The 20,757-nt window shown below is 66.4% G+C and carries 21 protein-coding genes and 9 pseudogenes; 18 read left to right on the top strand and 12 right to left on the bottom strand.

What is annotated here, in order from left to right:
* The first annotated feature begins 105 nt into the window (after positions 1–105).
* From GNX96_RS54945 to GNX96_RS24790, 5 genes are all read left to right on the top strand, one after another.
* Positions 106–543, top strand: coding sequence for an MBL fold metallo-hydrolase (locus GNX96_RS54945; RefSeq protein WP_279581396.1), 438 nt, complete (start codon positions 106–108; stop codon positions 541–543).
* Complete coding sequence (locus tag GNX96_RS24805) at positions 453–1,211, top strand: MBL fold metallo-hydrolase (protein ID WP_279581416.1); 759 nt, start codon at positions 453–455, stop codon at positions 1,209–1,211. The genes GNX96_RS54945 and GNX96_RS24805 overlap by 91 nt, the downstream gene beginning before the upstream one ends.
* Before the next feature lie 61 nt (positions 1,212–1,272).
* A complete protein-coding gene (locus tag GNX96_RS24800) occupies positions 1,273–1,938 on the top strand; it encodes a hypothetical protein (RefSeq protein ID WP_163569919.1) in 666 nt (221 codons plus the stop codon).
* Between the two features lie 68 nt (positions 1,939–2,006).
* Positions 2,007–2,645, top strand: coding sequence for a hypothetical protein (locus tag GNX96_RS24795; RefSeq protein ID WP_163569918.1), 639 nt, complete (start codon positions 2,007–2,009; stop codon positions 2,643–2,645).
* Positions 2,642–2,971, top strand: a complete 330-nt coding sequence (locus GNX96_RS24790; RefSeq protein ID WP_163569917.1) for a hypothetical protein — start codon at positions 2,642–2,644, stop codon at positions 2,969–2,971. Before GNX96_RS24795 ends, GNX96_RS24790 begins: the two co-directional genes overlap by 4 nt.
* 41 nt (positions 2,972–3,012) lie before the next feature.
* Here the strand turns inward: GNX96_RS24790 and GNX96_RS24785 are convergent.
* Positions 3,013–3,592, bottom strand: a pseudogene (locus GNX96_RS24785) (TetR/AcrR family transcriptional regulator).
* A gap of 86 nt (positions 3,593–3,678) precedes the next feature.
* Here GNX96_RS24785 and GNX96_RS24780 point away from each other — a divergent pair.
* Positions 3,679–4,563, top strand: a pseudogene (locus GNX96_RS24780) (SDR family oxidoreductase).
* A 27-nt stretch (positions 4,564–4,590) separates the two neighbouring features.
* Here GNX96_RS24780 and GNX96_RS61450 read toward each other — a convergent pair.
* From GNX96_RS61450 to GNX96_RS24770, 5 genes and pseudogenes are all read right to left on the bottom strand, one after another.
* On the bottom strand, positions 4,591–4,893 hold the full coding sequence (locus tag GNX96_RS61450) for a hypothetical protein (RefSeq protein WP_313885782.1): 303 nt from the start codon (positions 4,891–4,893) through the stop codon (positions 4,591–4,593).
* A 158-nt stretch (positions 4,894–5,051) separates the two neighbouring features.
* A pseudogene (locus tag GNX96_RS61445) lies at positions 5,052–5,273 on the bottom strand (DUF6596 domain-containing protein); the annotation flags it as partial.
* A complete protein-coding gene (locus tag GNX96_RS61440; RefSeq protein ID WP_313885778.1) occupies positions 5,197–5,571 on the bottom strand; it encodes a sigma factor-like helix-turn-helix DNA-binding protein in 375 nt (124 codons plus the stop codon). The pseudogene GNX96_RS61445 and the gene GNX96_RS61440, both read right to left, overlap by 77 nt.
* Before the next feature lie 79 nt (positions 5,572–5,650).
* Positions 5,651–5,821 (bottom strand): annotated as a pseudogene (locus GNX96_RS61435) (RNA polymerase sigma factor); the annotation flags it as partial.
* A gap of 99 nt (positions 5,822–5,920) precedes the next feature.
* Entirely contained in the window at positions 5,921–6,187 is a 267-nt protein-coding gene (locus GNX96_RS24770; protein WP_279581395.1) for a YciI family protein, read from the bottom strand.
* 343 nt (positions 6,188–6,530) lie between these two features.
* On the opposite strand from GNX96_RS24770, the pseudogene GNX96_RS24765 reads away from it, so the two are divergent.
* From GNX96_RS24765 to GNX96_RS24755, 3 genes and pseudogenes are all read left to right on the top strand, one after another.
* Positions 6,531–8,050 (top strand): annotated as a pseudogene (locus GNX96_RS24765) (MFS transporter).
* 129 nt (positions 8,051–8,179) lie between these two features.
* Positions 8,180–8,362: pseudogene (locus tag GNX96_RS64735) on the top strand (AfsR/SARP family transcriptional regulator); the annotation flags it as partial.
* The gene (locus tag GNX96_RS24755) at positions 8,334–9,038 is read left to right on the top strand and encodes an AfsR/SARP family transcriptional regulator (protein ID WP_390624132.1); all 705 of its coding nucleotides are present in this window, start codon (positions 8,334–8,336) and stop codon (positions 9,036–9,038) included. The pseudogene GNX96_RS64735 and the gene GNX96_RS24755, both read left to right, overlap by 29 nt.
* Here the strand turns inward: GNX96_RS24755 and GNX96_RS54935 are convergent.
* Positions 8,962–9,411, bottom strand: a complete 450-nt coding sequence (locus GNX96_RS54935) for a hypothetical protein (protein WP_279581392.1) — start codon at positions 9,409–9,411, stop codon at positions 8,962–8,964. The two genes, GNX96_RS24755 and GNX96_RS54935, sit on opposite strands and share 77 nt — an antisense overlap.
* On the opposite strand from GNX96_RS54935, the gene GNX96_RS54930 reads away from it, so the two are divergent.
* Positions 9,404–9,712, top strand: a complete 309-nt coding sequence (locus tag GNX96_RS54930; protein ID WP_279581391.1) for a hypothetical protein — start codon at positions 9,404–9,406, stop codon at positions 9,710–9,712. The genes GNX96_RS54935 and GNX96_RS54930 overlap by 8 nt on opposite strands.
* Positions 9,713–9,935: 223 nt before the next feature.
* Here the strand turns inward: GNX96_RS54930 and GNX96_RS24745 are convergent, their stop codons facing one another.
* Positions 9,936–10,442, bottom strand: a complete 507-nt coding sequence (locus GNX96_RS24745; protein WP_163569913.1) for a CGNR zinc finger domain-containing protein — start codon at positions 10,440–10,442, stop codon at positions 9,936–9,938.
* Between the two features lie 97 nt (positions 10,443–10,539).
* Between GNX96_RS24745 and GNX96_RS54925 the strand changes: the two genes are divergently transcribed.
* From GNX96_RS54925 to GNX96_RS24735, 3 genes and pseudogenes are all read left to right on the top strand, one after another.
* A complete protein-coding gene (locus GNX96_RS54925; protein ID WP_279581390.1) occupies positions 10,540–10,980 on the top strand; it encodes an SDR family oxidoreductase in 441 nt (146 codons plus the stop codon).
* Positions 10,971–11,261: an SDR family oxidoreductase gene (locus tag GNX96_RS54920; protein WP_279581389.1), complete on the top strand. Its 291-nt coding sequence runs from the start codon at positions 10,971–10,973 to the stop codon at positions 11,259–11,261. Before GNX96_RS54925 ends, GNX96_RS54920 begins: the two co-directional genes overlap by 10 nt.
* A 94-nt stretch (positions 11,262–11,355) precedes the next feature.
* Positions 11,356–13,007: pseudogene (locus GNX96_RS24735) on the top strand (MOSC domain-containing protein).
* Positions 13,008–13,085: 78 nt separating this feature from the next.
* On the opposite strand, the gene GNX96_RS24730 reads toward GNX96_RS24735, so the two are convergent.
* From GNX96_RS24730 to GNX96_RS24720, 3 genes and pseudogenes are all read right to left on the bottom strand, one after another.
* The gene (locus GNX96_RS24730) at positions 13,086–14,345 is read right to left on the bottom strand and encodes a DUF222 domain-containing protein (RefSeq protein ID WP_163569912.1); all 1,260 of its coding nucleotides are present in this window, start codon (positions 14,343–14,345) and stop codon (positions 13,086–13,088) included.
* Positions 14,346–14,712: 367 nt separating this feature from the next.
* Entirely contained in the window at positions 14,713–15,882 is a 1,170-nt protein-coding gene (locus GNX96_RS24725) for a sensor histidine kinase (protein ID WP_279581388.1), read from the bottom strand.
* Positions 15,883–15,902: 20 nt separating this feature from the next.
* A pseudogene (locus tag GNX96_RS24720) lies at positions 15,903–16,558 on the bottom strand (response regulator transcription factor).
* A gap of 134 nt (positions 16,559–16,692) precedes the next feature.
* Here GNX96_RS24720 and GNX96_RS24715 point away from each other — a divergent pair.
* The 5 genes and pseudogenes from GNX96_RS24715 to GNX96_RS64730 all read left to right on the top strand — a co-directional run.
* Positions 16,693–17,202 carry a hypothetical protein gene (locus GNX96_RS24715; RefSeq protein WP_163569911.1) on the top strand — a complete coding sequence of 170 codons (510 nt, stop codon included), beginning with the start codon at positions 16,693–16,695 and terminating at the stop codon, positions 17,200–17,202.
* Positions 17,202–18,275, top strand: coding sequence for a peptidoglycan-binding protein (locus GNX96_RS24710; protein ID WP_163569910.1), 1,074 nt, complete (start codon positions 17,202–17,204; stop codon positions 18,273–18,275). The genes GNX96_RS24715 and GNX96_RS24710 overlap by 1 nt, the downstream gene beginning before the upstream one ends.
* A 2-nt stretch (positions 18,276–18,277) precedes the next feature.
* On the top strand, positions 18,278–18,901 hold the full coding sequence (locus GNX96_RS24705) for an ABC transporter ATP-binding protein (protein ID WP_279581387.1): 624 nt from the start codon (positions 18,278–18,280) through the stop codon (positions 18,899–18,901).
* Between the two features lie 79 nt (positions 18,902–18,980).
* Complete coding sequence (locus tag GNX96_RS54915; RefSeq protein WP_279581386.1) at positions 18,981–19,424, top strand: ABC transporter permease; 444 nt, start codon at positions 18,981–18,983, stop codon at positions 19,422–19,424.
* Positions 19,425–19,507: 83 nt separating this feature from the next.
* Positions 19,508–19,969: pseudogene (locus GNX96_RS64730) on the top strand (ABC transporter permease); the annotation flags it as partial.
* A gap of 233 nt (positions 19,970–20,202) precedes the next feature.
* Here the strand turns inward: GNX96_RS64730 and GNX96_RS64725 are convergent.
* Positions 20,203–20,571 carry a rhomboid family intramembrane serine protease gene (locus GNX96_RS64725; RefSeq protein WP_390624131.1) on the bottom strand — a complete coding sequence of 123 codons (369 nt, stop codon included), beginning with the start codon at positions 20,569–20,571 and terminating at the stop codon, positions 20,203–20,205.
* Between the last annotated feature and the right edge of the window lie 186 nt (positions 20,572–20,757).

Below are 20,757 nucleotides of genomic sequence, written 5' to 3'. Positions count from 1 at the left end.
CGATCCATCAGCTCCAGTTATCGCTGCAATCCACTATTGGCCGTTGATACGCAACGGTAAGGCTGACAATCTAAACCCGGTTTTGCACAACAAAAGGAGTGTTAAATGAACAAGCCCGCGCGCGGCCGGGTCGACGCCCCCATCTCGCGTCGGGTGTTGCTCGCCGCTGTGATCGGCACGGCCGTCGCGGGGTGTGCACGTACGAACGCTCAGCCGTCGGTGAAGTCAACGTCCGGGCCGGCGACGGTCGGCCAGTACGCGTCCGCCAATCCGGGCTCGGTGAACGTGTTTTGGTTGCATACCCCCAAGGGACTGGTGGTCGTCGACACCGGCCGCGCGCTGTCCGATGCGCGGCAGGCGCTGGCGCGGATCCGGCAGACCGGCAAGAGCGTCTCGGCGATTCTCCTCACCCACTCCCCTCCCATCCTGACCACGTCGGCGGAGCCGGCGTTATTAGCGACGCGTATCCAGCAGCGCCGATCTATGCCTCCCACGCGACCGCCGAGCTCATGCGGACCGATCCGCTGGGGTTCTATCCACTAACCCGCCAGGGACTCGGCGCCGACTATCCAGCCAAGGTCATCCCACCCACCCGGACCTTCGACCCCGGCGCGACGATCAAGGTCGACGGTGTCACGTTCCAGACGGCGGAGTTCGGACCTGGCGAATCGGAATCCGCGACCGCCTACTACGAGCCAGTCAGCCGTTCGCTGTTCTGCGGCGATCTGCTCTGCAACAAGGCAACGCCAGCGTTGCTCGAAGGACACAGCTGCGGCTGGCTGACCAACCTGGACCAGCTTGAGCGGCATTTCTCGCAGGCGAAAACGTGCTATCCGGGCCACGGCACGCCGGCCGACACGCGTACGCTCCTCACCGCCCAACGCGCGTACCTTCAGCAGGTACGCGGACTCGTCCATAATGCGACGGCCCCCGGCGTCGCCAGGTGGCGTAAACGTCACAACGCCGGAACAACAGTCAATATTGGCCGCGATGGACCACAGTTACCCGCGCTATCCGTCGGTCGCGTCGATCCCGAACATGCCGCAACGCAACGTCGCTGCCGTCGCTACCGAACTCACCCATCCGACCGGCCAGGCGCACTGCTGCTGCGGATCCTGACAGCCGCCGGAACCATCTACTCATTCCCAACCCCGAAAAGCGTTGGCCGTTGGCCGGAAGTAACACGGGTCAGAATCGCGACCTTAAGCTGACCCAAAGGAGATGGGAGACGCTCTCGCTGCGGTGTGAACCTCCGACCGAATCGAGCGAGCGATGCGTGACAGGGCAGCTGACCAGCGCAAATGCGGCGACGACCGGCCGCCGGCCGGGGGCTGGCGAGAGCGGCCGCAACCAGCGCGGATCCTGGGTCTGCAGCGCCAAGCCGGCAATGCGGCGGTGTCTGCGCTGTTCGGCTCCCAGGCGGCTCCGCTTCAGGTCCAGCGCAACGTGGGTGTCGAGCTGGAGGAGTCCAACTGGCAGGTCACCGACAGTGCTGGCGGGAAGGTCGGCAAAGGTACGCCACTGGTCTATCGAACGTACTTTCAGTTGCAGGCCGAGGACAACGGCGCTCGCGAGTCCAACATCGAGCTGGTGACCAATCCGCCCGGAGTCGTCGACGTGGCCGAATGGCGGCAGATGAAAGCGGCGATGCGGCTGTTGATCGGGCAGTTGGCCGACCAGCCAGCGGGACGGCGGTTCCACACGACTGAACTGCCCGGTGGAGTGCCTGGCTACTGGTTGACTCCGCCCGGAGGCGGCGGGTTCCATCCCGACCTGCAGGTCACCGTTGGTGTTCCGCTGCGTGCGGTGCCGCATTTCTACGATCTGCTGGCCGGCGGTGCACAGCCGATCGCGGACGTACGGCCCGTCGACACCGCACTGGTGCGCCGGATGGCCGGCCGCAAGGCAAGCCCGGAGCTGCTGGGATCATCACGCTGATCCAGTCCTATTTGGCCGCGACACCAGCCGGAGATGACCCCCTATACTCGATCTCCTTTCTCAAGGGGTTGACCAAAGTTCTGGCGCGCACGGACTTCGCCGCAATGTTCGCCCTGCTGCCGGACGATGACCGGAAGGTGATTCTGGGCGACCTGTCCGGCTGGGTGCACACGATGATGGACATGTCGGCCACCGCGATCGTCGAGCGGCGCCGCCAAGTGCTTCGAGGCGACGAGCAGCCGCCCCAGCCAGACCCGCGGCAGATGGCGACTTCGCCGCTGTTCAACGCGGTCGTACACGATCGTCGGTCCGGCATCGCGCCGAGGATGCTGACGACCAGCCGAGGGCAGTGGCTGCTCGCGATGACGCAGGGCGCCGATTTGTCTTCGGCAGCGGGAAAACTTCGCTGGGCATCGATGCTTAAGGCTCCCGACGAGAACCTGAGCGACGAAGATGTCCCTGAGCTTGTCGACCGAATGAAAACGACCCCGCCACCCTCGCCGCTCGCCTTCGGGCGTGGCGTGAGCGGACCAACGTCGACAATCAGCAACTTGCCAAGCGGGAGTGGCCGGTGCCGGATGTGTCGCCCACCGAAGCGGCGCGCCGGACCGCGGTGTTGGGCCGCGATGTCGTCGATCTGGACGGAAACGAGCTGCCACCACGGACCCGACGTGACCCCGATCTGGCCCGGACCTACCACGAATTGACTGACTTGTTTGAGGGCCTGGGCGCACTTGGCGGGCGTACGGACACGGTGCGATACACCGGCAGCCGCGGTCGTAGGAAGGATGAGGGCTCCGTCATCCTGGAGATCAGATCACCGACTGGCGACGACAAATGGGCCGCGATGGACAATGTCTTCGACGCCGCCATGCAGGCGATCGCAGCGACAGCACCAAAACGGCGACCGGCGGAGTTCGTGCTCACCGGAACCGGACGGCAGTTGCGCGACGACGTGCGGCGCGCGCATCGCCGCGCACTCGAACTCGAACGCACGGAAGCGTCCAAGCGCGAGAAGGGCGACGACACCTGAGGGTCCGCTGTGGCGTCGTTCCAGGACGGTACGACTGACGGTCAGCCTAGGGAGGCGGTGGCGGTTCGCAGGTCGTCGAGCGCCTTCAGCGTGTACGGCGCGAGCTCGTCGACGGGGGGTCGGTCGGATCCGGACCACTCGGTGAAGCCTCGTTTGAAGGCGAGTACGCCCAGTTCGCCGGCGAGCTGGGCGGTCGGGTCCGGTACGCCGCGGGCGACCAGGGCGGCGGTCATCGCGGCGGCGAGGCCGACGCTTTTGAGAGCGTCACGTTCCTGAAGCTCGGCGTTGGCGTCGATGGCCGCCTTCAGGCGCGGGCCGAGTTCGCGGTTCATCGGGCCCATCGCGCTCGACGCGCGGACGAGACCGGCGGCGACCGCTGCCAGCGGACTGGCGTCCGGTGGCGCGCCGGCGATGCCCTCGGTCAGCAGTTGGCTGAGCGTCTCCTGCCCGGCGGCAAAGAAGCTTGCGTTTGTCGGGAAAATGCCGGAAGAAAGTGCTTTTCGTGACGCCGGCGCGTTCGGCGATCTGCGCGACCGTGGTTTCGTCGTACCCCTGCTCGGTGAACAGTTCCACGGCAGCCAAAACGAGCCGTTCCCGTGCCCCTGGTTCCCACCGTGCCATGGACCTCAGTCTAGTCGATGGGACTCTTGTCCCATCGCCTGGTAGTGTCATGGGATAGAAGTCCCATCACTTTTCGGGAGAGTCTTATGCACGTATTTATCACCGGCGGCACCGGGCTGGTCGGGTCCGCTGTCGTCGCCGAGCTCTTGGCCAATGGTCACACTGTGTTGGCCCTCGCTCGTACCGAGTCGTCCGCGAAAGCCGTCGAGGCAGTCGGCGCGAAGGCGCTGCGGGGAAGCCTCTCTGACGTGGACACTCTCCGCGTCGGCGCTGGTCAGGCAGATGGAGTGATCCACTTGGCGTTTGCCAACGATTTCAGCAGCGCGGACGCGGTCGCTCTCAGGCGGTGGCCCAGGAGAGCGCCGCCATCGCTACCTTGGGTGCGGAACTTGTCGGGAGCGACCGCCCGTACGTCGTGGTTTCCGGTACGCCATACGTGCCTGGCCGCCCCTCCGTTGAGTCGGATCCAACGTCGACCGAGGGGCCGGTCGGCGGTCGCGGAGTCGCAGTTGCGGCGGCCCTGGATCTCGCCTCGCGCGGAGTCCGGAGCACCGCCATACGCTTGCCGCGTACGGTCCACAACCAAGGCAACGGTGGATTCGCCGGCTTGCTGACCACCATCGCCCGCGGATCCGGAGTGTCCGGCTACCCAGGTGACGGCGACCAACGCTGGCCGGCCGTACACGCCCTCGACGCGGCCGTCCTTTTCCGGCTGGCCCTGGAAAAGGCACCTGCCGGGACGGTTTGGCACGCGGTGGCCGACGAAGGCGACGCCGTACGCGAGATCGCCGCCGTCATCGGCCGTCGCCTCGGGCTGCCGGTCGAACCGGTGGCAACGCAGACTTTCGGCCCGCTCGGACCGATTTTCGCGACCGACCAACCGTCTTCCAGCACCCACACCCCGTGAAGCGCTCGGCTGGAATCCAACCCACCCAAGCCTTCTCGACGACCTGGAAAACATCCAGCCCTGAAGCGGTCGCGAAAAAGGGGGCCGACCATTAGTGACCTGAGACGCGGGCCGCGCGGGATTCGAGAAAGCGGCGCTCGGTGATGCTGGCGGTGCCGCGAGCGGCCAGCAGATAGTTCGTACGAGCGCCCGTCAGATCACCGGCCTTTTCCAGCAGGTGCGCGCGTACTGAATGCAGCCGGTGGTGGTTCGCCATCCGCTCATCACTGTCCAATGTGGACAGCAGCGCGAGGCCGGCCGGCGGCCCCTGGGTCTCGGCGAGCGCGATGGCGCGGTTGAGGGTGACCATCGGGTTCGGTGCGATCCGCTCCAGGATCTTGTAAAGCAAGTGCACCTGGGCCCAGTCGGTGCCCTGCGCGCGAGCAGCCTGCGCGTGTACGGCGGCGATCGCGCGGCCTGCAGTTGGTACGGCCCGAGGGCGGACGCGGCCAACGCCTGGGTGACCAGTGCGGTGCCCTCGGCGATCTGCTCGCGGTCCCAGCGGGCCCGGTCCTGCTCGTCGAGCGGGATCAGGTCACCACCGGGTCCCGTCCTGGCCGCTCGCCGGGAGTCGGTCAGCAACATCAGTGCGAGCAGCCCGGCCAGTTCGCCGTCATCGGGTAGCTGCCGGCGCACCATCCGGGTCAGCCGGATGGCCTCACGGGCGAGGTCGGCACGATGCAGGTCGGTCCCGGAAGAGGCCGTGTAACCCTCGTTGAAAATCAGGTAGAGCACCTGCAGAACCACCTGCAACCGCTCCGGTAGCTCGTCGGCGGCTGGCCGGTGAAAACTGGCTCCCAGCTGCCTTGATGCGCTGTTTGGCGCGGCTGATCCGGGCTGCCATGGTGGCCTCGGGCACCAGGAAGGCCTGGGCGATCTCGGCCGTCGTGAGCCCACCGACGGCCCGCAGCGTGAGCGCTGTCTGGGAGGCCGCGGTGAGCGCCGGATGACAGCACAGGAACAGCAGAACCAGCGAGTCGTCGGTGTCCGGCACGGTGTCGTCGACCGCCTCCGGAACCCGCGCGGCCAGCACGTTCTCCCGTACCCGCCGCGCGTGTTCGCGCGCGCTGCTGGTCGATCAACCGCCGGGAGGCGACGGTGATCAGCCAGCCGTACGGGTTCGTCGGTACGCCCTCGGCCGGCCATTGGACGGTGGCCGCGAGCACCGCCTCCTGGACCGCGTCCTCGCATTCCTCGAACTGGCCATGCCGGCGTACGAGCGCACCAAGGACCCGCGGCGCACACTCGCGCAGCAGGTCCTCGGCGGTCGAATCAGTGGTCACACCTCAAGGTTCCCATCGGAGAACATCACCTGGCGGACCTCCACGCCGAGGCCGTCGACCTTGGCGTCCGGGATCTCGGCCGCGAGTTCCAGCGCACGCTCACGGTTCGCAGTCGATCAGGTAGAAACCGCCCAGGTATTCCTTGGCCTCCAGATACGGCCCGTCGGTGACCACCCGCTGGCCACCCCGCACCCGTACGACCGCGCTCTGCGACGGGTCCGCGAGGCCCTGGGTGGTGATCATCTCGCCGGAAGCGGTGATTTTCTCGATGAAACCGCCGTGCCCGTTGCCGATCTCGGCCCGCTCGTCCTCGGTCAGCGCGTCCCAGACCGCCGGGTTCATGTGCATGATCAGCAGGAATTTCATGTCCACTCCTTGTGGTGCGCCGCGGATCCCGATGCGGATCCGTCGGCGGTTGGTCGAAGCACGCCGGCCGTCCTTGACATTGTCGACGGAACTTTTTCCGACTCGAACCTTGGCACGGCGGTGGCCTTGTTTGCGGTGTGTTCCGCGCAACACCGTGCTGCCGGATCGGTCATTCCGTTGCGTACGTGCCGCTGCGAGGGTCGGGTCGCGGCCGGGTGAAATTTCTTCTCATCCAGATGTCAAGAAGCCCGCGACGGCTGCGACCAACCGGTGAACCGATCCGAGGCGAACGAGGAGTGGACATGCCGAACACGATGCACAGCGAGGTCGCCGGCCGGCGAGAATGGGGCTGGGGCTGACGTTGCTGGCGCTGCCGGCCCTACTGGTGGCGATGGACATGACCGCGCTGTTCCTGGCGCTGCCGCGGTTGAGCGCGGACCTCGGGGCGACCAGCATCGAACAGCTGTGGATTTCGGACGGGTACGGCTTCATGGTCGCCGGCTTCGTCATCACGATGGGCACCCTGGGCGACCGGATCGGCCGCCGCAAGTTGCTGTTCGTCGGCGGAACGGCGTTCGCGCTGATGTCGGTGGTCGCCGCGTTTTCGGTCAGTCCCTTGATGTTGATCGTCGCGAGGTTGCTGCTGGGGGGGATCGCCGGCGCGACGCTGACGCCGTCGACGTTGGCGCTGATCGGCAACATGTTCCGCGACCCGGCGCAGCGCGGCAGGGCGATCGCGATCTGGGCACCTGCCAGTTCGCCGGTGGGGCGCTCGGGCCGGTGCTCGCCGGTGCGCTGCTGCAGCACTTCTGGTGGGGTTCGGTGTTCCTGGTCGCGGTGCCGGTGATGGTGGCCCTGCTGGTGGCTGGCCCGTTCCTGCTGCCCGAGTTCAGCAATCCGACCGGGAACCGGGTGGACCTGGCCAGCGCCGGACTGTCGTTGGCGGCGGTGTTGCTGCTGGTGTACGGCCTGAAGCAGCTGACCGTCGGCGACTCGCACAACCCCGTCGTACCGCTGCTGTCGATCGCTGCCGGCGTGGTTGTCGCAGTTGCCTTCGTACGCCGCCAACTGGTGTTGGAGACCCCGCTGCTGGACCTGCGGCTGTTCGCCAACCGGGCCTTCACCGCCGTTCTCATCTCGCTGGTCTTCGCCGGCGTCGCGATGGCCGGCACCGGCCTGCTGGTCACCCAGTATCTGCAGAGCGTGCTGGGCTTCACCCCGCTGGAGTCGGCACTGCTCTTCGCCCCGATGGGCATCGGAGTGGCGGTCGGTACGATGCTCGCCCCAGCGCTGACCCGGCGGATGCTGCCGAGCACCGCGATCGCCGGTGGGCTGCTCATATCGGTCCTGGGCTGCGTCTTGTTGACGCAGGTCAGCGCCACTGGCGGGCTGCCAGTGGCGATCGCGGCGGTGACCGTACTGGCGCTGGGCACCGGCCCGCTGTTCGCGCTCGGCACCGGCCTGGTCATTGGATCGGTACGCCCGGAGCGGGCCGGCTCGGCGGCGGCCATGTCCGAGACCAGCAACTACTTCGGCGGCGCCTTCGGGATCGCGCTGCTCGGCGCGATCAGCGCAGCTGTCTACCGTACGCAGCTCGCGGGCTTCACCGGCGTACCAGCCGCCGCCCGTGAGACCTTGGCCGGCGCGCAGGCCGCCAGCGCGCACCTGCCGGCAGCGCAGGCGTACCAGTTGCTGCAGACCGCCAAGGACGCCTTCACCAGCGGGGTCACCATTTGCGGAATCATCGCCGCGGTGATCTTCGCGGCGCTCGCGGTGGTGGTCGTACGCACTGGCCAGCGCGCCGAAACCGCCGCGCCGGAGAGCGAAAACGCGGCACAGACCGCGGCGCCGGTGGCCTCCTGACCGCCCGTCGTACGTGCGCGCCGGAGTCGACCTCCGGCGCTCACGTACGCGCGCGGTTTCATCGGCCGCCAGCTGGTGTGACTTCGCCCCCGGGTGCGCGTTCATCTGGGGGACCAAAGGACTATCGACATGGCTGCGAACCAACTGGAATTCAGGGCACTTGGACCGCTGGAGGTCACCAGGGATGGACTGTCGCTCGACCTCGGACCGGTCCGCCAGCAGGCGTTGCTGGGAGTTTTCCTCAGCCGACCCAACGAAACCCTGACGGCTGACACCCTGCTGCATGCGGTGTGGGGCGATGATCCGCCGAACAGCGGGACCCGGGTGGTGCCGACGTACGTCTATCGGCTCCGGCAGTGCCTCGGACCGGACGTGTGTCGCGCTGACCGCCATCGAGCGAGCCCGAGGTGGCTACCAGCTGCGGGTTTCGTGGGATTTACTGGATACCGAGCGTTTCGAGCGGCGGATCGCCGAGGGGCACCAGGCCCGGCGGGCCGGCGACGAGCAGCTGGCTCGGCGACTTTTGGCTTCCGGGCTGTCTTATTGGCGGGGTGTGCCGTTCGGGTCGTTGCCTGGTCCAGCATTGGCCGTACGTCGTGAATATCTGACCGAATACCGGTTGGTCGCGCTGGAAGACCGCATCGAACTGGACCTGCGGTATGGCGATCCGGCCGCGATCGTTCCGGAGATTCGGCTGCTCCGGGCCGGTTATCCGGCACGTGAGAGGTTCACCGCCCACTTGATGTACGCGCTGTGGCGGTGCGGTCGGCAGGCCGAGGCCGTGGACGCGTATGGGGAGACTCGGCGTCGGCTGGTCCGGGATCTCGGGGTCGAACCCGGCACTGCGCTGCGCGATCTCTACTGCAAGATCCTGCGCGCGACGAGGGGTGGAACGCGCCGCTCAGATAGGGCTAGCGGTGGGTGGGGACGCAGATTTCGACGGCAGCGACCAATCCGTTGGCGTAGCGCTGCTTGTCGGCGGCGTTGAGGCCGGAAATACCGGCGCTGTTCCCGCCGGCTTCGTTGTAGATCCACGGAACCCTGGACAGCAGCTGGACGATCCAGATGTTGCCGGGCGCGAGGTCGCGGTCGCCGAGGTCGTAGCCGACGTCGCCGCGGACCGCGACCGAGTGGCCTTCGGCACGGGCACGCTGTTGCTGGAAAACCTGACCGTACCGGGCGCTGATGTCTGCGATCGTACGGTCAGTGAAATAGACGCGTTTGCCGCTTCGGGTCGCCCGGTAGGTCCCGACTTTCTGGTAGTAGACGGTGTTGTTTCCTTGGTTGAAGGCAATCCCGCCCTTCGGCCCGGCCTGGTCGTGAATGCTCAGCGCGAGGGCCGCGTGGGCGTTGTTGGCCACCGCCGACCGCTGCGCCTGGTTGACCCGGTCGGTCGCGCAGGTGCGGCTTGGTCATAATGACCTGGTAGCCAGCGGCCTCCAGCTTGGCCTTGACCAGCAGCGCCACCGCGAACACGTCCTGCATCTCCGGCTCGTTTTCGTAGCCGGAGACGTCCAGGCCGCTGGCCGGATCGATCGCCTTGACGGACGGGGTGTGGCCCGGATCGAGCACGATCACCGGGCGGCTGGCGGGCAGCGGGCGGGCGGCGATTGGAGGCCGGACCGAGAGCGGCTGATTGGGCGTACCAGCCGGGCTGGGTGAGGTCGACGGACTCGCAGAAGCGGATGGGCTGGTGGTGTCGCTCACCGGCACAGTGGGCGGGCCGGCCGATCCACAGGCCGTGGTGGCGACGGCCAGGGCGCACAGGGTCGCGGCCATCGCGACGGCTCGTCGTGGTCGCGTCCCCGTGTTACTCATCAACTCACTGTAACTGTTGGCGGCGGCGATCCCGGCATCCCCTACCTAAACGGGCAGACTTTTCGCGTCAGTTGGGCAGCTGGCTGCGCTGATAGTGCCGGCGAGCCTTCAGTCGGTTCCCGCAGACCTTCATCGAGCACCAGCGGGCCGTGTTCGGCCGGCTGTGGTCGAGCAGGAACAACTGGCATTCACCGTTGGCGCAGGCCCGCAGGCGTCCCGGCAACTGCTCCCGTACGCGACCCCAGGCCAGCAACGCCTCGGTGGCGAGCCGGCGGTCGGCTGGCACATCGAGTCGCCAGTCGATGCCCGCATCGGTGAGGTCGGGCCGCATGCGTACACCCCGCAGTGCCGGCGCCAGCGTGGTCACCGGCTCCTTTCCGCGTACGACAGCCTGCAACTGGTCGCGGACCCGGCGCAGGTGGCTCGCCTCAGCCGTTGAGCCGGTGCCGCCGCGCGTACGAGCCCAGTCCCCCGCTTGGTCGTCGGCCGCCAGCAGGTCGACGGGACCGTGCTCGGCCACTGGAGTGCTGTTCAGGAGATCGAGCAGCAACTGCTCTTCGCCAGTGTGTGCCATGCCATCATCCTAACCGTTATAACTATCTTGACAAGTTAGAATGATGGGGTGTCTACTCGGGTCACCTAACCAGCCAAAGAGCACTAAGGAGTTAGCCGTGGCGAAGTCGCTGCAGGGCAGCCGGGTGTTGGTCATCGGCCGAGGCAGCGGCATCGCCCGCGCTATCGCGCTGGCGGCCCGTGACGCCGGCGCCGAGGTGGTGGTGGCCGGACGTAACCAGGAGGCTCTGAAGGCCGCGTACGCCCAGGAGTCGGGCATCACGACGGAAACCGTCGACGTCACCGACGACGACGCGATCATCGCGCTGGGGGAGCGGCTCGGCACCATCGACCATGTCGTGTCCACCGCGTCGGCCCGGGCCCGCGGCCGGTTGGAGGATCTGAGCCGTGAGTCGGTCCAGGCGTCTTTCGACACCAAGGTGATCGGCCCGCTGATGCTGGCCAAGTATTTGCGGCCGCGGATCAACGAAGGCGGTTCGTTCCTGTTGTGTTTTCCGGTGTGGCGGCTTTCAAAATCGCGATCGGCACGATGGCGGTAGCCATCACCAACGGTGCCGCGGACACGCTTACCCGCTCGCTCTCATTGGAACTCGCGCCTATCCGGGTTAACGCCCTCTCCCCTGGGGTGATCGACACCGGCGCTTGGGACGGCCTCGGCGAGACCGCCAAAGCCGAGCTTTTCAAGGACATGAGCATGCGCAACCCGGCCCGTCGGATCGGCACCGAAGAAGACATCGCCAGCGCCGCGATTTTCGCTCTCACCAACACTTTCCTGACCGGTGTCACGCTCGCCGTCGACGGCGGCGAAGCACTTGTCTGACGACGTCACCGTGCTGCTGGACGACCAGGCTTTGCGATGGGAAGCTGACACCGCGTGGCATCGACGGTGGTCTTGATATCGAGGAGGTCGGATAGTGTCGACCGTGCTGTCCTTGAATGTCGGCATGCCCCGCGATATTTCCTGGAACGGCTCCACCGTTTACACCGGTGCCTGGAAAGATCCGGTCGACGGGGCCGCGATGGCGCACCGGCTGGGAGTTGACGGCGACGGTCAGGGCGACACCGTTGGTCACGGCGGTCCCAACCGGGCCGTGCTCGTCTACCAAGCCGAGTCTTATGACTACTGGCGCGACTATTTCCACCGGGATGATTTGGTCCCTGGCTTCTTCGCCGAAAATCTCACTGTGCAGGGCCTCGCTGACAACGAGGTCTGCATTGGCGATCGCTATCGGATCGGGGCCGCCGAATTCGAGGTCAGCCAGCCGCGGGTGACCTGCTATCGAGCCGGGCTGCGGATCGGCGAACCGCGGCTGGCGGCGCTGCTGGTTTCCCATCACCGGCCCGGTTTCTATATGCGGGTGGTCAAAGAGGGGCTCGTACGGGCCGGCGACGATATCGTCCGGACTTATGCCGGGGTGGGAAGTGTGAGTGTCGCCGCCGTCGACGCCCTGCTGTATTTGCCGGACAAGGACCGCGAAACGCTCCGCGGGCCGTCGACATCTCGGCGCTGAGCCACGGCTGGCAGGAATCGCTGCGGCAACTGCTGGACCCTGACGAGACTCCGGGTCCAGGGTGGACCGGGTTCCGGAAACTGCGGGTGACCCAGGTCGTACGAGAAAGCGCCACGATTTCCTCGATCCACCTCGCCGATCCCGATGGCGAGCGGCTACCGCCGGCGCGGCCAGGCCAGTATTTGTCCGTACGCGTGCCAGTCGGCCCGCATGGCGCGGTCCGCAGCTATTCGGTGTCGTCCACGGACGCATACCGGATTAGTGTCAAACACGAGCCCCATGGCCAGGTCAGCGGCTACATCCATGTGACCGTACGAGCCGGGGACACCCTCGAGGTCGCCGCGCCACGCGGAGATTTCGTGCTGGGGGAGGACAACCGGCCGGTCGTGCTGGTCTCCGCCGGCGTCGGCATCACGCCGGTGCTGGCGATGCTGCACCGGCTCGCCGCCCAGCGGTCCGAGCGCGAGATCTGGTGGCTGCACACCATCCGGCGGCCGCAGGAGCAAGCCTTCGCCGGCGAGACGCAGGACCTGCTCGCCTCGCTGCCGCACGTTCATGCCCGTACGTATTACAGCGCCGAGAGCCGACTTTCGGCGGCCCGGCTGGCCGAACTGAAGCTTCCAGCCGATGCCGTCGCGTACGTGTGCGGACCGACAGGGTTTATGACCGACATGGCCGAAGGCCTGCGGGCGGCCGGACTTGATCGTGTCTACAGCGAAACTTTCGGCACACTCGCGCCGATCACTCCCGGAATCAGGGACAAGAACACCAAACAGCCCCACCAACCGGCCGGAAAGCTTGGGCGAGGACCGGAGATCACTTTCGCTCGCAGTGGTATTTCGGCGGCCTTCACCGAAGGAAGCATTCTCGAATTCGCCGAATCGTGCGATGTCCCCGCGCGTTGGGCGTGCCGTTCTGGAGTCTGTCGTACGTGCGAGACGCCGTTGCTGTCCGGAGAAGTCAACTATTCGCCAGCACCGCTGGAAAATCCGACGCCTGGCACCGTCCTGCTGTGCTGCGCCCGTCCGCGTACTGACGTTGTTCTCGACATGTAAAGGAAAGCGATGGACCACCAACTCGAAGATGGATCAACATGAACTGGAATGTCCGGCACAGGCTCGCAACACTGGTCCTCAGAACGGTGGTGGTGGGTATTCGTCGTTGGGTGTGACGTCGTAGGTGCGTCCGGTGGGGCTGGTCCAGAGGAATCGGCCTGGTGTTGGTTGGGTGACGGTCCAGCCGTGTTCTTTGATGTCGTTGTGGAATTTGCATGCTGGTCCGGCACTGTCGTACGCGGTTTTCCCTTCCGGGTCACGGAAGGGGGTGGTGTGGTCGAACTCGCAGGTCGCCGCCGGCCGGTTGCAGGCGGGTCCGCAGCATCGTTGGTCGCGTGCGTTCACCAGGTCCCGTAGTGCCTTGGTGGGGCGGTAGCGCGTACGGCCGTGGTCGATGACCACACCACTGACTGGGTCGGTGAGGATGCGGTACCAGTCGCTGTTTTCGTCGCCGGCGAGTTCGCGGGCGCGTTGCGCGGTCATCGGGCCGTATCCACTCAGGATCGCGGGATTGTCGTCCAGACCCATCAGCGTGGTGGCGTCTACGCGGAGTTCGATTTTGGTGCGTACGTTGCTGGGCACGCCCAGACAAAGGTCGGTAAGAGCGTCGGCGCGGAGCGCGTCCATGGTGCGGGACTCGTCTTTGGTTTTGAGGCTGCGGGCGATGGTGTCGATGATGCGGTAGATCGCTTCGGCTGATTCGGCGGGCAGGAACGCGCCCAGTAGAGCCATCCCGTCTTCGCAGGGCTGCTTTTCCACCCGTCGTTCGGAGACGAGTTTCTTGCGGCGGGTTTCGGCAGCGGCTGGGTCGATTTTGATGACCTCCCGGCGGGCCCTGTCCCTGATCGATCGAGGCGTCTTGGAATCGGCGCCGGGTAGGACCTTTTCTTCGACTTTCTGTGCGTCTTCGGGTGAGAGGTGGCTGACCTGGTCCGCGAACGTGAATGCTTTACGCAGGTCAAGGTGACCGTGAGACATTCCCGCCATGGTGCCGGGGAGTTCGTGAACCAGTTGGTACGCCAAATTCAACCGCTTCTGAGCCGCGGACACGCTCCACGTGAGCGATGCGGCGATTTCACCGGCCGCGTACTTGGAGAACGGTGCACCTACGGCGGGGCGGGCGTTGGTGAAGCGGTCCATGAACCGCATCTGCATCGCCTGCGTGTAGGAGATGACTTTGTCGAGTGTCTCGACCGCGGCCAGTGCCGTGTCCGCGTCGGCTCGGCCGTACCGGTCGAGTTCCTCCAGCATCTGCAAAGGAACCCAGCTGGGTGGCAAGGTCCGCCACGGTTGTTTGTTGGGGTCGGTGAATTCCGGTCGCCTTCGTTTTCTGCTCATGACCCGATTTTACCGGCTGCCACCGACAGTTGGGACGCCAATTTTGTTTCTGTGGATAGGAATGGCCCTTGTGGGAAAAGACAAAGAATGATTGTTGTTGTTGATCATGGAAATTCCCGCACTTTCTCGACTTCGTGTCAAGTGCGGGACACTCCCATGATCAACAACTTAGTGCGGGGTGCCAGACGGTGAGTGAGACGGACGTGCCGTATGGCGCTCGGCGCACCGGGAATGCTACCGGAGTAGTTAGCGGATCCCTCCCCGGCGCAAACACCGCGAACTTGACGTTCTCGCAGTGTCTATCGGCGTGTCGGCAGTGAAAACGTCGAGTTCGCGAAGAACTTCGTCTTTGGGGATCCGCTGGAGTCTACCGTCGATCGCGAGAGGATGAGGTGGGAAGGACCACTCGGACCGTCAGGCCGCCGCCTTCGCGCGGGAAGGCGGTCGCGGTGCCGCCGTGTGCGACCGCGACGGACCGGACTATCGCGAGGCCAAGTCCGAAGCGGCCGGTGCTGGCCGTCCGCGGGCCGAGCCGGCGAAAAGGCTCGAAGATGGCCTCGGTCAGGTCGGCTGGTACGCGGGACCGGAATTGCTGACGGTCAGCACCGCGCTTTCTTGGTACTGAAAGGTTTCCACCGCGACCCAGCCGTCTGGTTGGTTGTACGTGAGCGCGTTCTGTACGAGATTGTGGGCTACCCGCTCCAGCAGCACACCGGTCCCCGTTGACCGCCGCCGGACCCAGCGAGGTGCGTACGGTGTCCGCGGCGGATTCCGTTGCGTGCCAAGCGATGTCGGCGAGGTCGACCGGTGTACGGGTAGCCAGCCCCTGGTCGCTGCGGGCCAACGTCAGTAGCCCGTCCAGCAACTGTTCATGCCGGGTGGTGGCGATCAGTAGCTTGCCGCCGAGTTCGCGCAGGTCGGCGGAGGCGTTCGGCCGGTTCATCGCCACCTCCAGCAGCGTACGGTTGACCGCGAGCGGCGTTCGCAGTTCATGCGATGCGTCCGCGACAAACCTGCGTTGGTGCGAAAAAGCGCGGTCCAGCCGGGCCAGCATCGCGTCGAAGGTGTCGGCCAGCTCCTTCAGCTCGTCGTCCGGCCCCCAACCGATCCGCTCGTGCAAGGTGGAGTCCGCGACCGTACGAGCCGTCGCGGTGATGTGGTGCAGCGGCCGCAGTGCCCGCCCGGCCAGCAGCCATCCGCCGGCCAGCGCCAGCATCGCCACCAGCCCGAGCGCGATCGCACTCTCGGTCAGCAACGACTGTTTGGCGGCCGTTTCGGCCGCCAGTTGGCGGCGGTTGAACTCGTCCGCCAACTCAATAGCCGCCTCTTCCCGCTTGGCCGCCTGCGCGTCGGAAAAGCGCGGGGTGGCGGCCACCCCGAGATCCTGAACGATTTTCGCCGTGGAGCGGGGATAAATACGATCGGTCGTGGCGGTGATGTTGTTGTGCAAGGCGTTCGCGAACAGGACGTACGTGATGCTGACCAGACAGAGGCCGGCGACCATCACCATCGCGCCGTACCAGAGCGTCAACCGCACCCGTACGGTCGGCTGTTTCGTTACGACAGCTCGTATCCGGCGCCACGGACCGTGGTGATGAGTGGGGGCTGGCCGAGCTTGCGACGCAACGTCATCACCGTCACCCGTACGACGTTGGTGAACGGATCGATGTTCTCGTCCCATACCCGCTCCAAGAGACATTCCGCCGAGACCACCGCGCCATCGGCTCGCATGAGTTCTTCCAGCACGGCGAACTCCTTGAGGGACAGGTAAATCGGCCGGTTGTTCCGGAGCACCTCGCGGCGGTTCGGGTCCAGCCACAGCCCGGCCTTTTCCAGCACCGGTGGCGCCAACGGCCGGGATCGCCGGGCCAGCGCCCGGATCCGGGCCACCAGCTCGACGAAGGCGAATGGCTTGCCCAGATAGTCGTCCGCGCCCAACGAAAGTCCGCCGACTCGATCGTCCACTGTGGTCGACGCGGTCAGCATCAGCACCCGAGAATGGCCCCCGGACAGCACAATCCGCCGGCAGACTTCATCGCCGGAGAGCGTGGGCAGGTCCCGGTCGAGCACGACCAGTCGTACTCGTTGACCGCCAACCGGTCCATGCCGTCGTCGCCGTCGTACGCCACGTCGGCGGCGATCGCCTGCTGCCGCAGGCCCTCGGCGATCGCGTCGGCCAGCAGCTGTTCGTCCTCGACGACCAGTACGCGCATTTTCCCTCCCGCTGTTCCCGCTCATTGTGGTGATGTGTGTATAAGCGGGGGATAAGGAGAATTCCTTACGCTGTCCTTAACTACCGATCTCTTGACTGTGCCTGGAGAAAGTCCCAGCACCTTCGGAGGCCGAAATGAAACACCGTCATTGGTTGCTCGCCGCCTCGCTGGCCGCGGTGGCGATGACCAGCGCGTGCGGCGCTGGTACGAGCGTGCCGCAGGTGGCGTCGGCGAACGGCTCGTCGGCTCCGGCCGCGTCGCCCAGCGCGGCGGATCCGCACGCGCAGGCGGTGAAGTTCACCCAGTGCCTGCGCAGCCACGGCATCAAGATCGATGACCCCAAGGGCGACTCCGGCGGGTTGCCGCGACTGCCCGCTGGCCAGGACCCTGGCAAGATGCAGGCCGCCTTGCAGGCATGTCAGCAGTACGCGCCGCAGGGCAACGTGGGCAAACCAGCGACCGCCGCCGACCTGGCCAAAGCCCGCAAATGGGTGGCGTGCATGCGCGACCACGGGGTGAAGAACATGCCCGACCCGAACCCGCAGGGTGCCATCCCGGAGCCGTCAAACGTGGACAAAGGCACATACCAGGCGGCGCAGAAGGCCTGTCAGTCCATCTTCGGCAGCGACAGCGGCGGTCGCTGATGAACGTGCGATCCCATACGGCCGTGCTGGCCGGCGGGGTGGGGGCGGTGGTCGTCGTCGCCCTGGTCGCCGGCACGGGCGTACTCACCGCGGCCAAGAGCGGCCCACCCCAGTCCACCGGCCTGCCGCCGGCGACCGCGACGGTGAAAGTCGGGGATGTCACCGAAACGCTGGACACCACGGGCAAGCTGGCGCACGGCTCGCCCGTCGACGACCTCGCCGCGCACTCCGCCGGCACGCTCACCTCGCTGCCCGCGGCCGGTGCCAAGGTGGTGCGCGGTGGCGCGCTTTATTCGGTCGACGCGAAGCCGGTTTTTCTGTTCTACGGAACGGTTCCGCTTTATCGGCCGGTGCATTCCGGCGACACCGGCGCGGATGTGGCGGAGGTCGAAAACAACCTGTCCAATCTCGGCTATGGCGGGTTCACCGTCGACGACAAGTTCACCGACAAGACCGCGCAGGCCATCAAGAACTGGCAGAAGGACGCCGGCGTCCCGGTCACTGGGAGCATCGACGCGGCCGATTTCGCGGTAGCGGCCGGGCCGGTCCAGGTTTCGCAGCTGCACCACGTGCTCGGTGACGCCATCGCGCCCGGCCAGCCGGTCCTCTCGTACACGTCCGGTGGCCGGGTCGTGACCGCGTCGATCGACGCCTCTGACCAGCAATATGCGCAGGTCGGTGCCTCAGTCACCGTCGAACTGCCGGACCACAGCAGTACCGGAGGCACTATCGCCGCGGTCACCAGCGCGCCGCCGCCGAGCACCTCGGACGGGAACTCGTCGTCGTCGGCGAACCTGACAATGACAGTTTCCTTGCAGAATGCCGACAAAGTCACCGGAGTCGATGGCGCGCCCGTCACGGTCCATGTTGTGACCGCCCATAAGGACAACGTGTTGACGGTCCCGGTGATCGCGCTCTTGGCGCTGTCCGAAGGCGGCTATGGCGTCCAGGTGGTGGATGGCGCGAGTACGAAGACCGTTGCTGTCAAGACCGGGCTGTTTTCGCAGGACACGGTGGAAATCAGCGGGGCCGGCGTGAAAGCCGGAATGAAGGTCGGGGTGCCGTCGACGTGACTGTGACCGCGTTGAACGACCACCGCCCGCCGGTGCTGGAGCTGATGGAGGTGGAGAAGATTTACGGACGATCGGGCTCGCAAACGCCGGCGTTGCGCGGAGTGTCGATGACCGTACGAAATGGCGAATTCCTGGCCATTGTCGGCCGTCCGGCCGGCTCCGGCAAGACGACCATGTTGCACTTGGCCGGCACGCTGGAAAGGCCCACCGCCGGGATCGTACGGGTGGATGGCGAGGACATTTCCCGGCTGCCGGACCGGCGGCTCGCGGCTATTCGAGCGTACCGGATCGGCTTTGTTTTCCAGCATTTCTTCCTCTCTGCCGGCAACACCGCGCTGGAGAATGTCGCCGATGGGTTGATCTATGCCGGGGTCCCGGTCCGTCGGCGTCGAGTGCTCGCGGCACAGGCGCTGGAGCGCGTCGGGATGTCCCACCGCGTACGCCATCGGCCGCACGAGCTCTCCGGTGGCGAACAACAGCGAGTGGCGATCGCCCGCGCGGTCGTCGGCGAGCCCGGGTTGTTGCTGGCCGACGAGCCGACCGGCAACCTGGACAGCGAGTCCGGCGCGGGGGGGGGCTGGCGCTGCTGCGGACACTGCATGCGGCTGGTACGGCCATCGCCCTGATCACCCACGACGTGCCGCTCGCGCGGTCCATTCCGCGTACGGTCACCATCCAGGATGGCCGGATCGCGCAGGACTCCCGATGAGCAAATCCCGGCTCCGCCCCTCCGACCTCGCCCGTGCGGGTCTTTATGGACTGCGAGCCCGGCCGATCCGGATCGTGCTGTCCGCGCTGGGCATCGCCATCGGCATCGCGTCGATGGTCGCAGTGGTGGGCATCTCCACCTCCAGCCAGGCCTACCTGAACCAGCGGCTCGCGCGGCTGGGCACCAACTTGCTGAAGGTGCAACCGGGGCAGAACCTCGCCACCGGCGGCACCGCCGCGCTGCCGGACACCGCGCTGTCGATGGTCGGCCACATCATCGCGCCGGTCACCTCCGCGACCGCGACCGGCATGGTGCCGCACACGCACGCGTACCGCAACGATCACATCGCGGACGTACAGACCAACGGCGTCGAGGTGGACGCGGCCAAACTCAACCTGCTGTCGACGGTCGGCGGCACGCTGTCCAGCGGTACCTGCTGAACGCGGCCACCCAAAACGTCTCCGCGGTCGTACTGGGGCACAACACCGCCCAGCTGCTCGGCATCGGTTCCGCTGGCCCCGGCGTGCAGGTTTGGCTGGGCGGCAAGTGGTTCTCGGTGGTCGGCATCCTCAACCCGGTGCCGCTGGCGCCCGAGCTGGACAACTCCGCGCTGGTCGGATGGCCGGTGGCGCAGAAGCTGCTCGGCTTCGACGGGCACGCCACCACCATCTACGAAAGATCAGCAGACGACGCCGTACCAGCCGTGCTGGCCGTCCTCGGCGCCACCGCCAACCCGCAACACCCTGAGTCGGTGAACATCAGCCGCCCGTCCGACGCGTTGGCCGCCCAGAACGCGGCGAACCAGACCTTCAACGGCCTGCTGATCGGGCTCGGCGCGGTCGCGCTGCTGGTAGGCGGCATCGGAGTGGCCAACACCATGGTCATCTCGGCGCTGGAGCGTCGCCGCGAAATCGGCCTGCGCAGAGCTCTCGGAGCCACCCGGCCACATATTGCCGGGCAGTTTCTGGTCGAGTCGGTGCTGCTGTCCGCACTGGGGCGGGGCCGCGGGTTTGCTCTGCGGGATCGCGGCGACGGCCGCCTATGTGCTGCCGCGCGGCTGGGTGGTGGCTGTGCCGGTCTGGGTCAGCCTCGCGGCCGTTGTGGTGACGATGGGGATCGGCGCGCTGGCTGGTCTTTATCCGGCCGTACGCGCCGCCCGCCTGTCACCGACATCAGCGCTGTCCAGCGGGTGAACTCGTCGATGAGTGGAGCTGGTCCTCAGATGCTGCCGGGGTCTTTCTGGAATGCGGGCGGTGGCGGCGTGAGCTCCGGCTTTTGGCGCTTCTCCCGGAAGAACCAGCCGCCGACAATGCCGGCGGCGAATCCGAACAGGTGGCCTTGCCAGCTGATTTGTTCGTTGGTCGGGAGCAGGGCGGTGAGTTGGTACGCGAAACACAGGGCCATTACCGCGCCGATGACGATATCGATCAGGTGCCGGTCAAAAATGCCGCGAACCATGATATAGCCGAAATAACCAAAAACCAGCCCGCTGGCGCCGACGGTGATCGCGGACGACGGGCCGGTGAGCCAGATGCCCAACCCGCTGGCGGCGATGATCAGCGCGGTGACGCCGAGGAATTTCTTCACTCCGCGGTACGCGGCGAGGAAGCCGAAGATGAACAGCGGTCCGGAGTTTTCCCTCGATGTGCGCCCAACTCGCGTGCAGGAAAGGGGCGGTGACGATTTCCGGCAGCGAGCCGATGTCCCGCGAGGTGATGCCGAGGTCCTGGCTCAGCCGGTAGCTGTCGACCGAGTTGAAAAGCTGCACCACCC

Origin of the sequence: Fodinicola feengrottensis, assembly GCF_010993775.1 — a bacterium.
Classification (GTDB): Bacteria; Actinomycetota; Actinomycetes; order Mycobacteriales; family HKI-0501; genus Fodinicola; species Fodinicola feengrottensis.
This window is presented reverse-complemented; position numbering and strand designations above follow the sequence as displayed.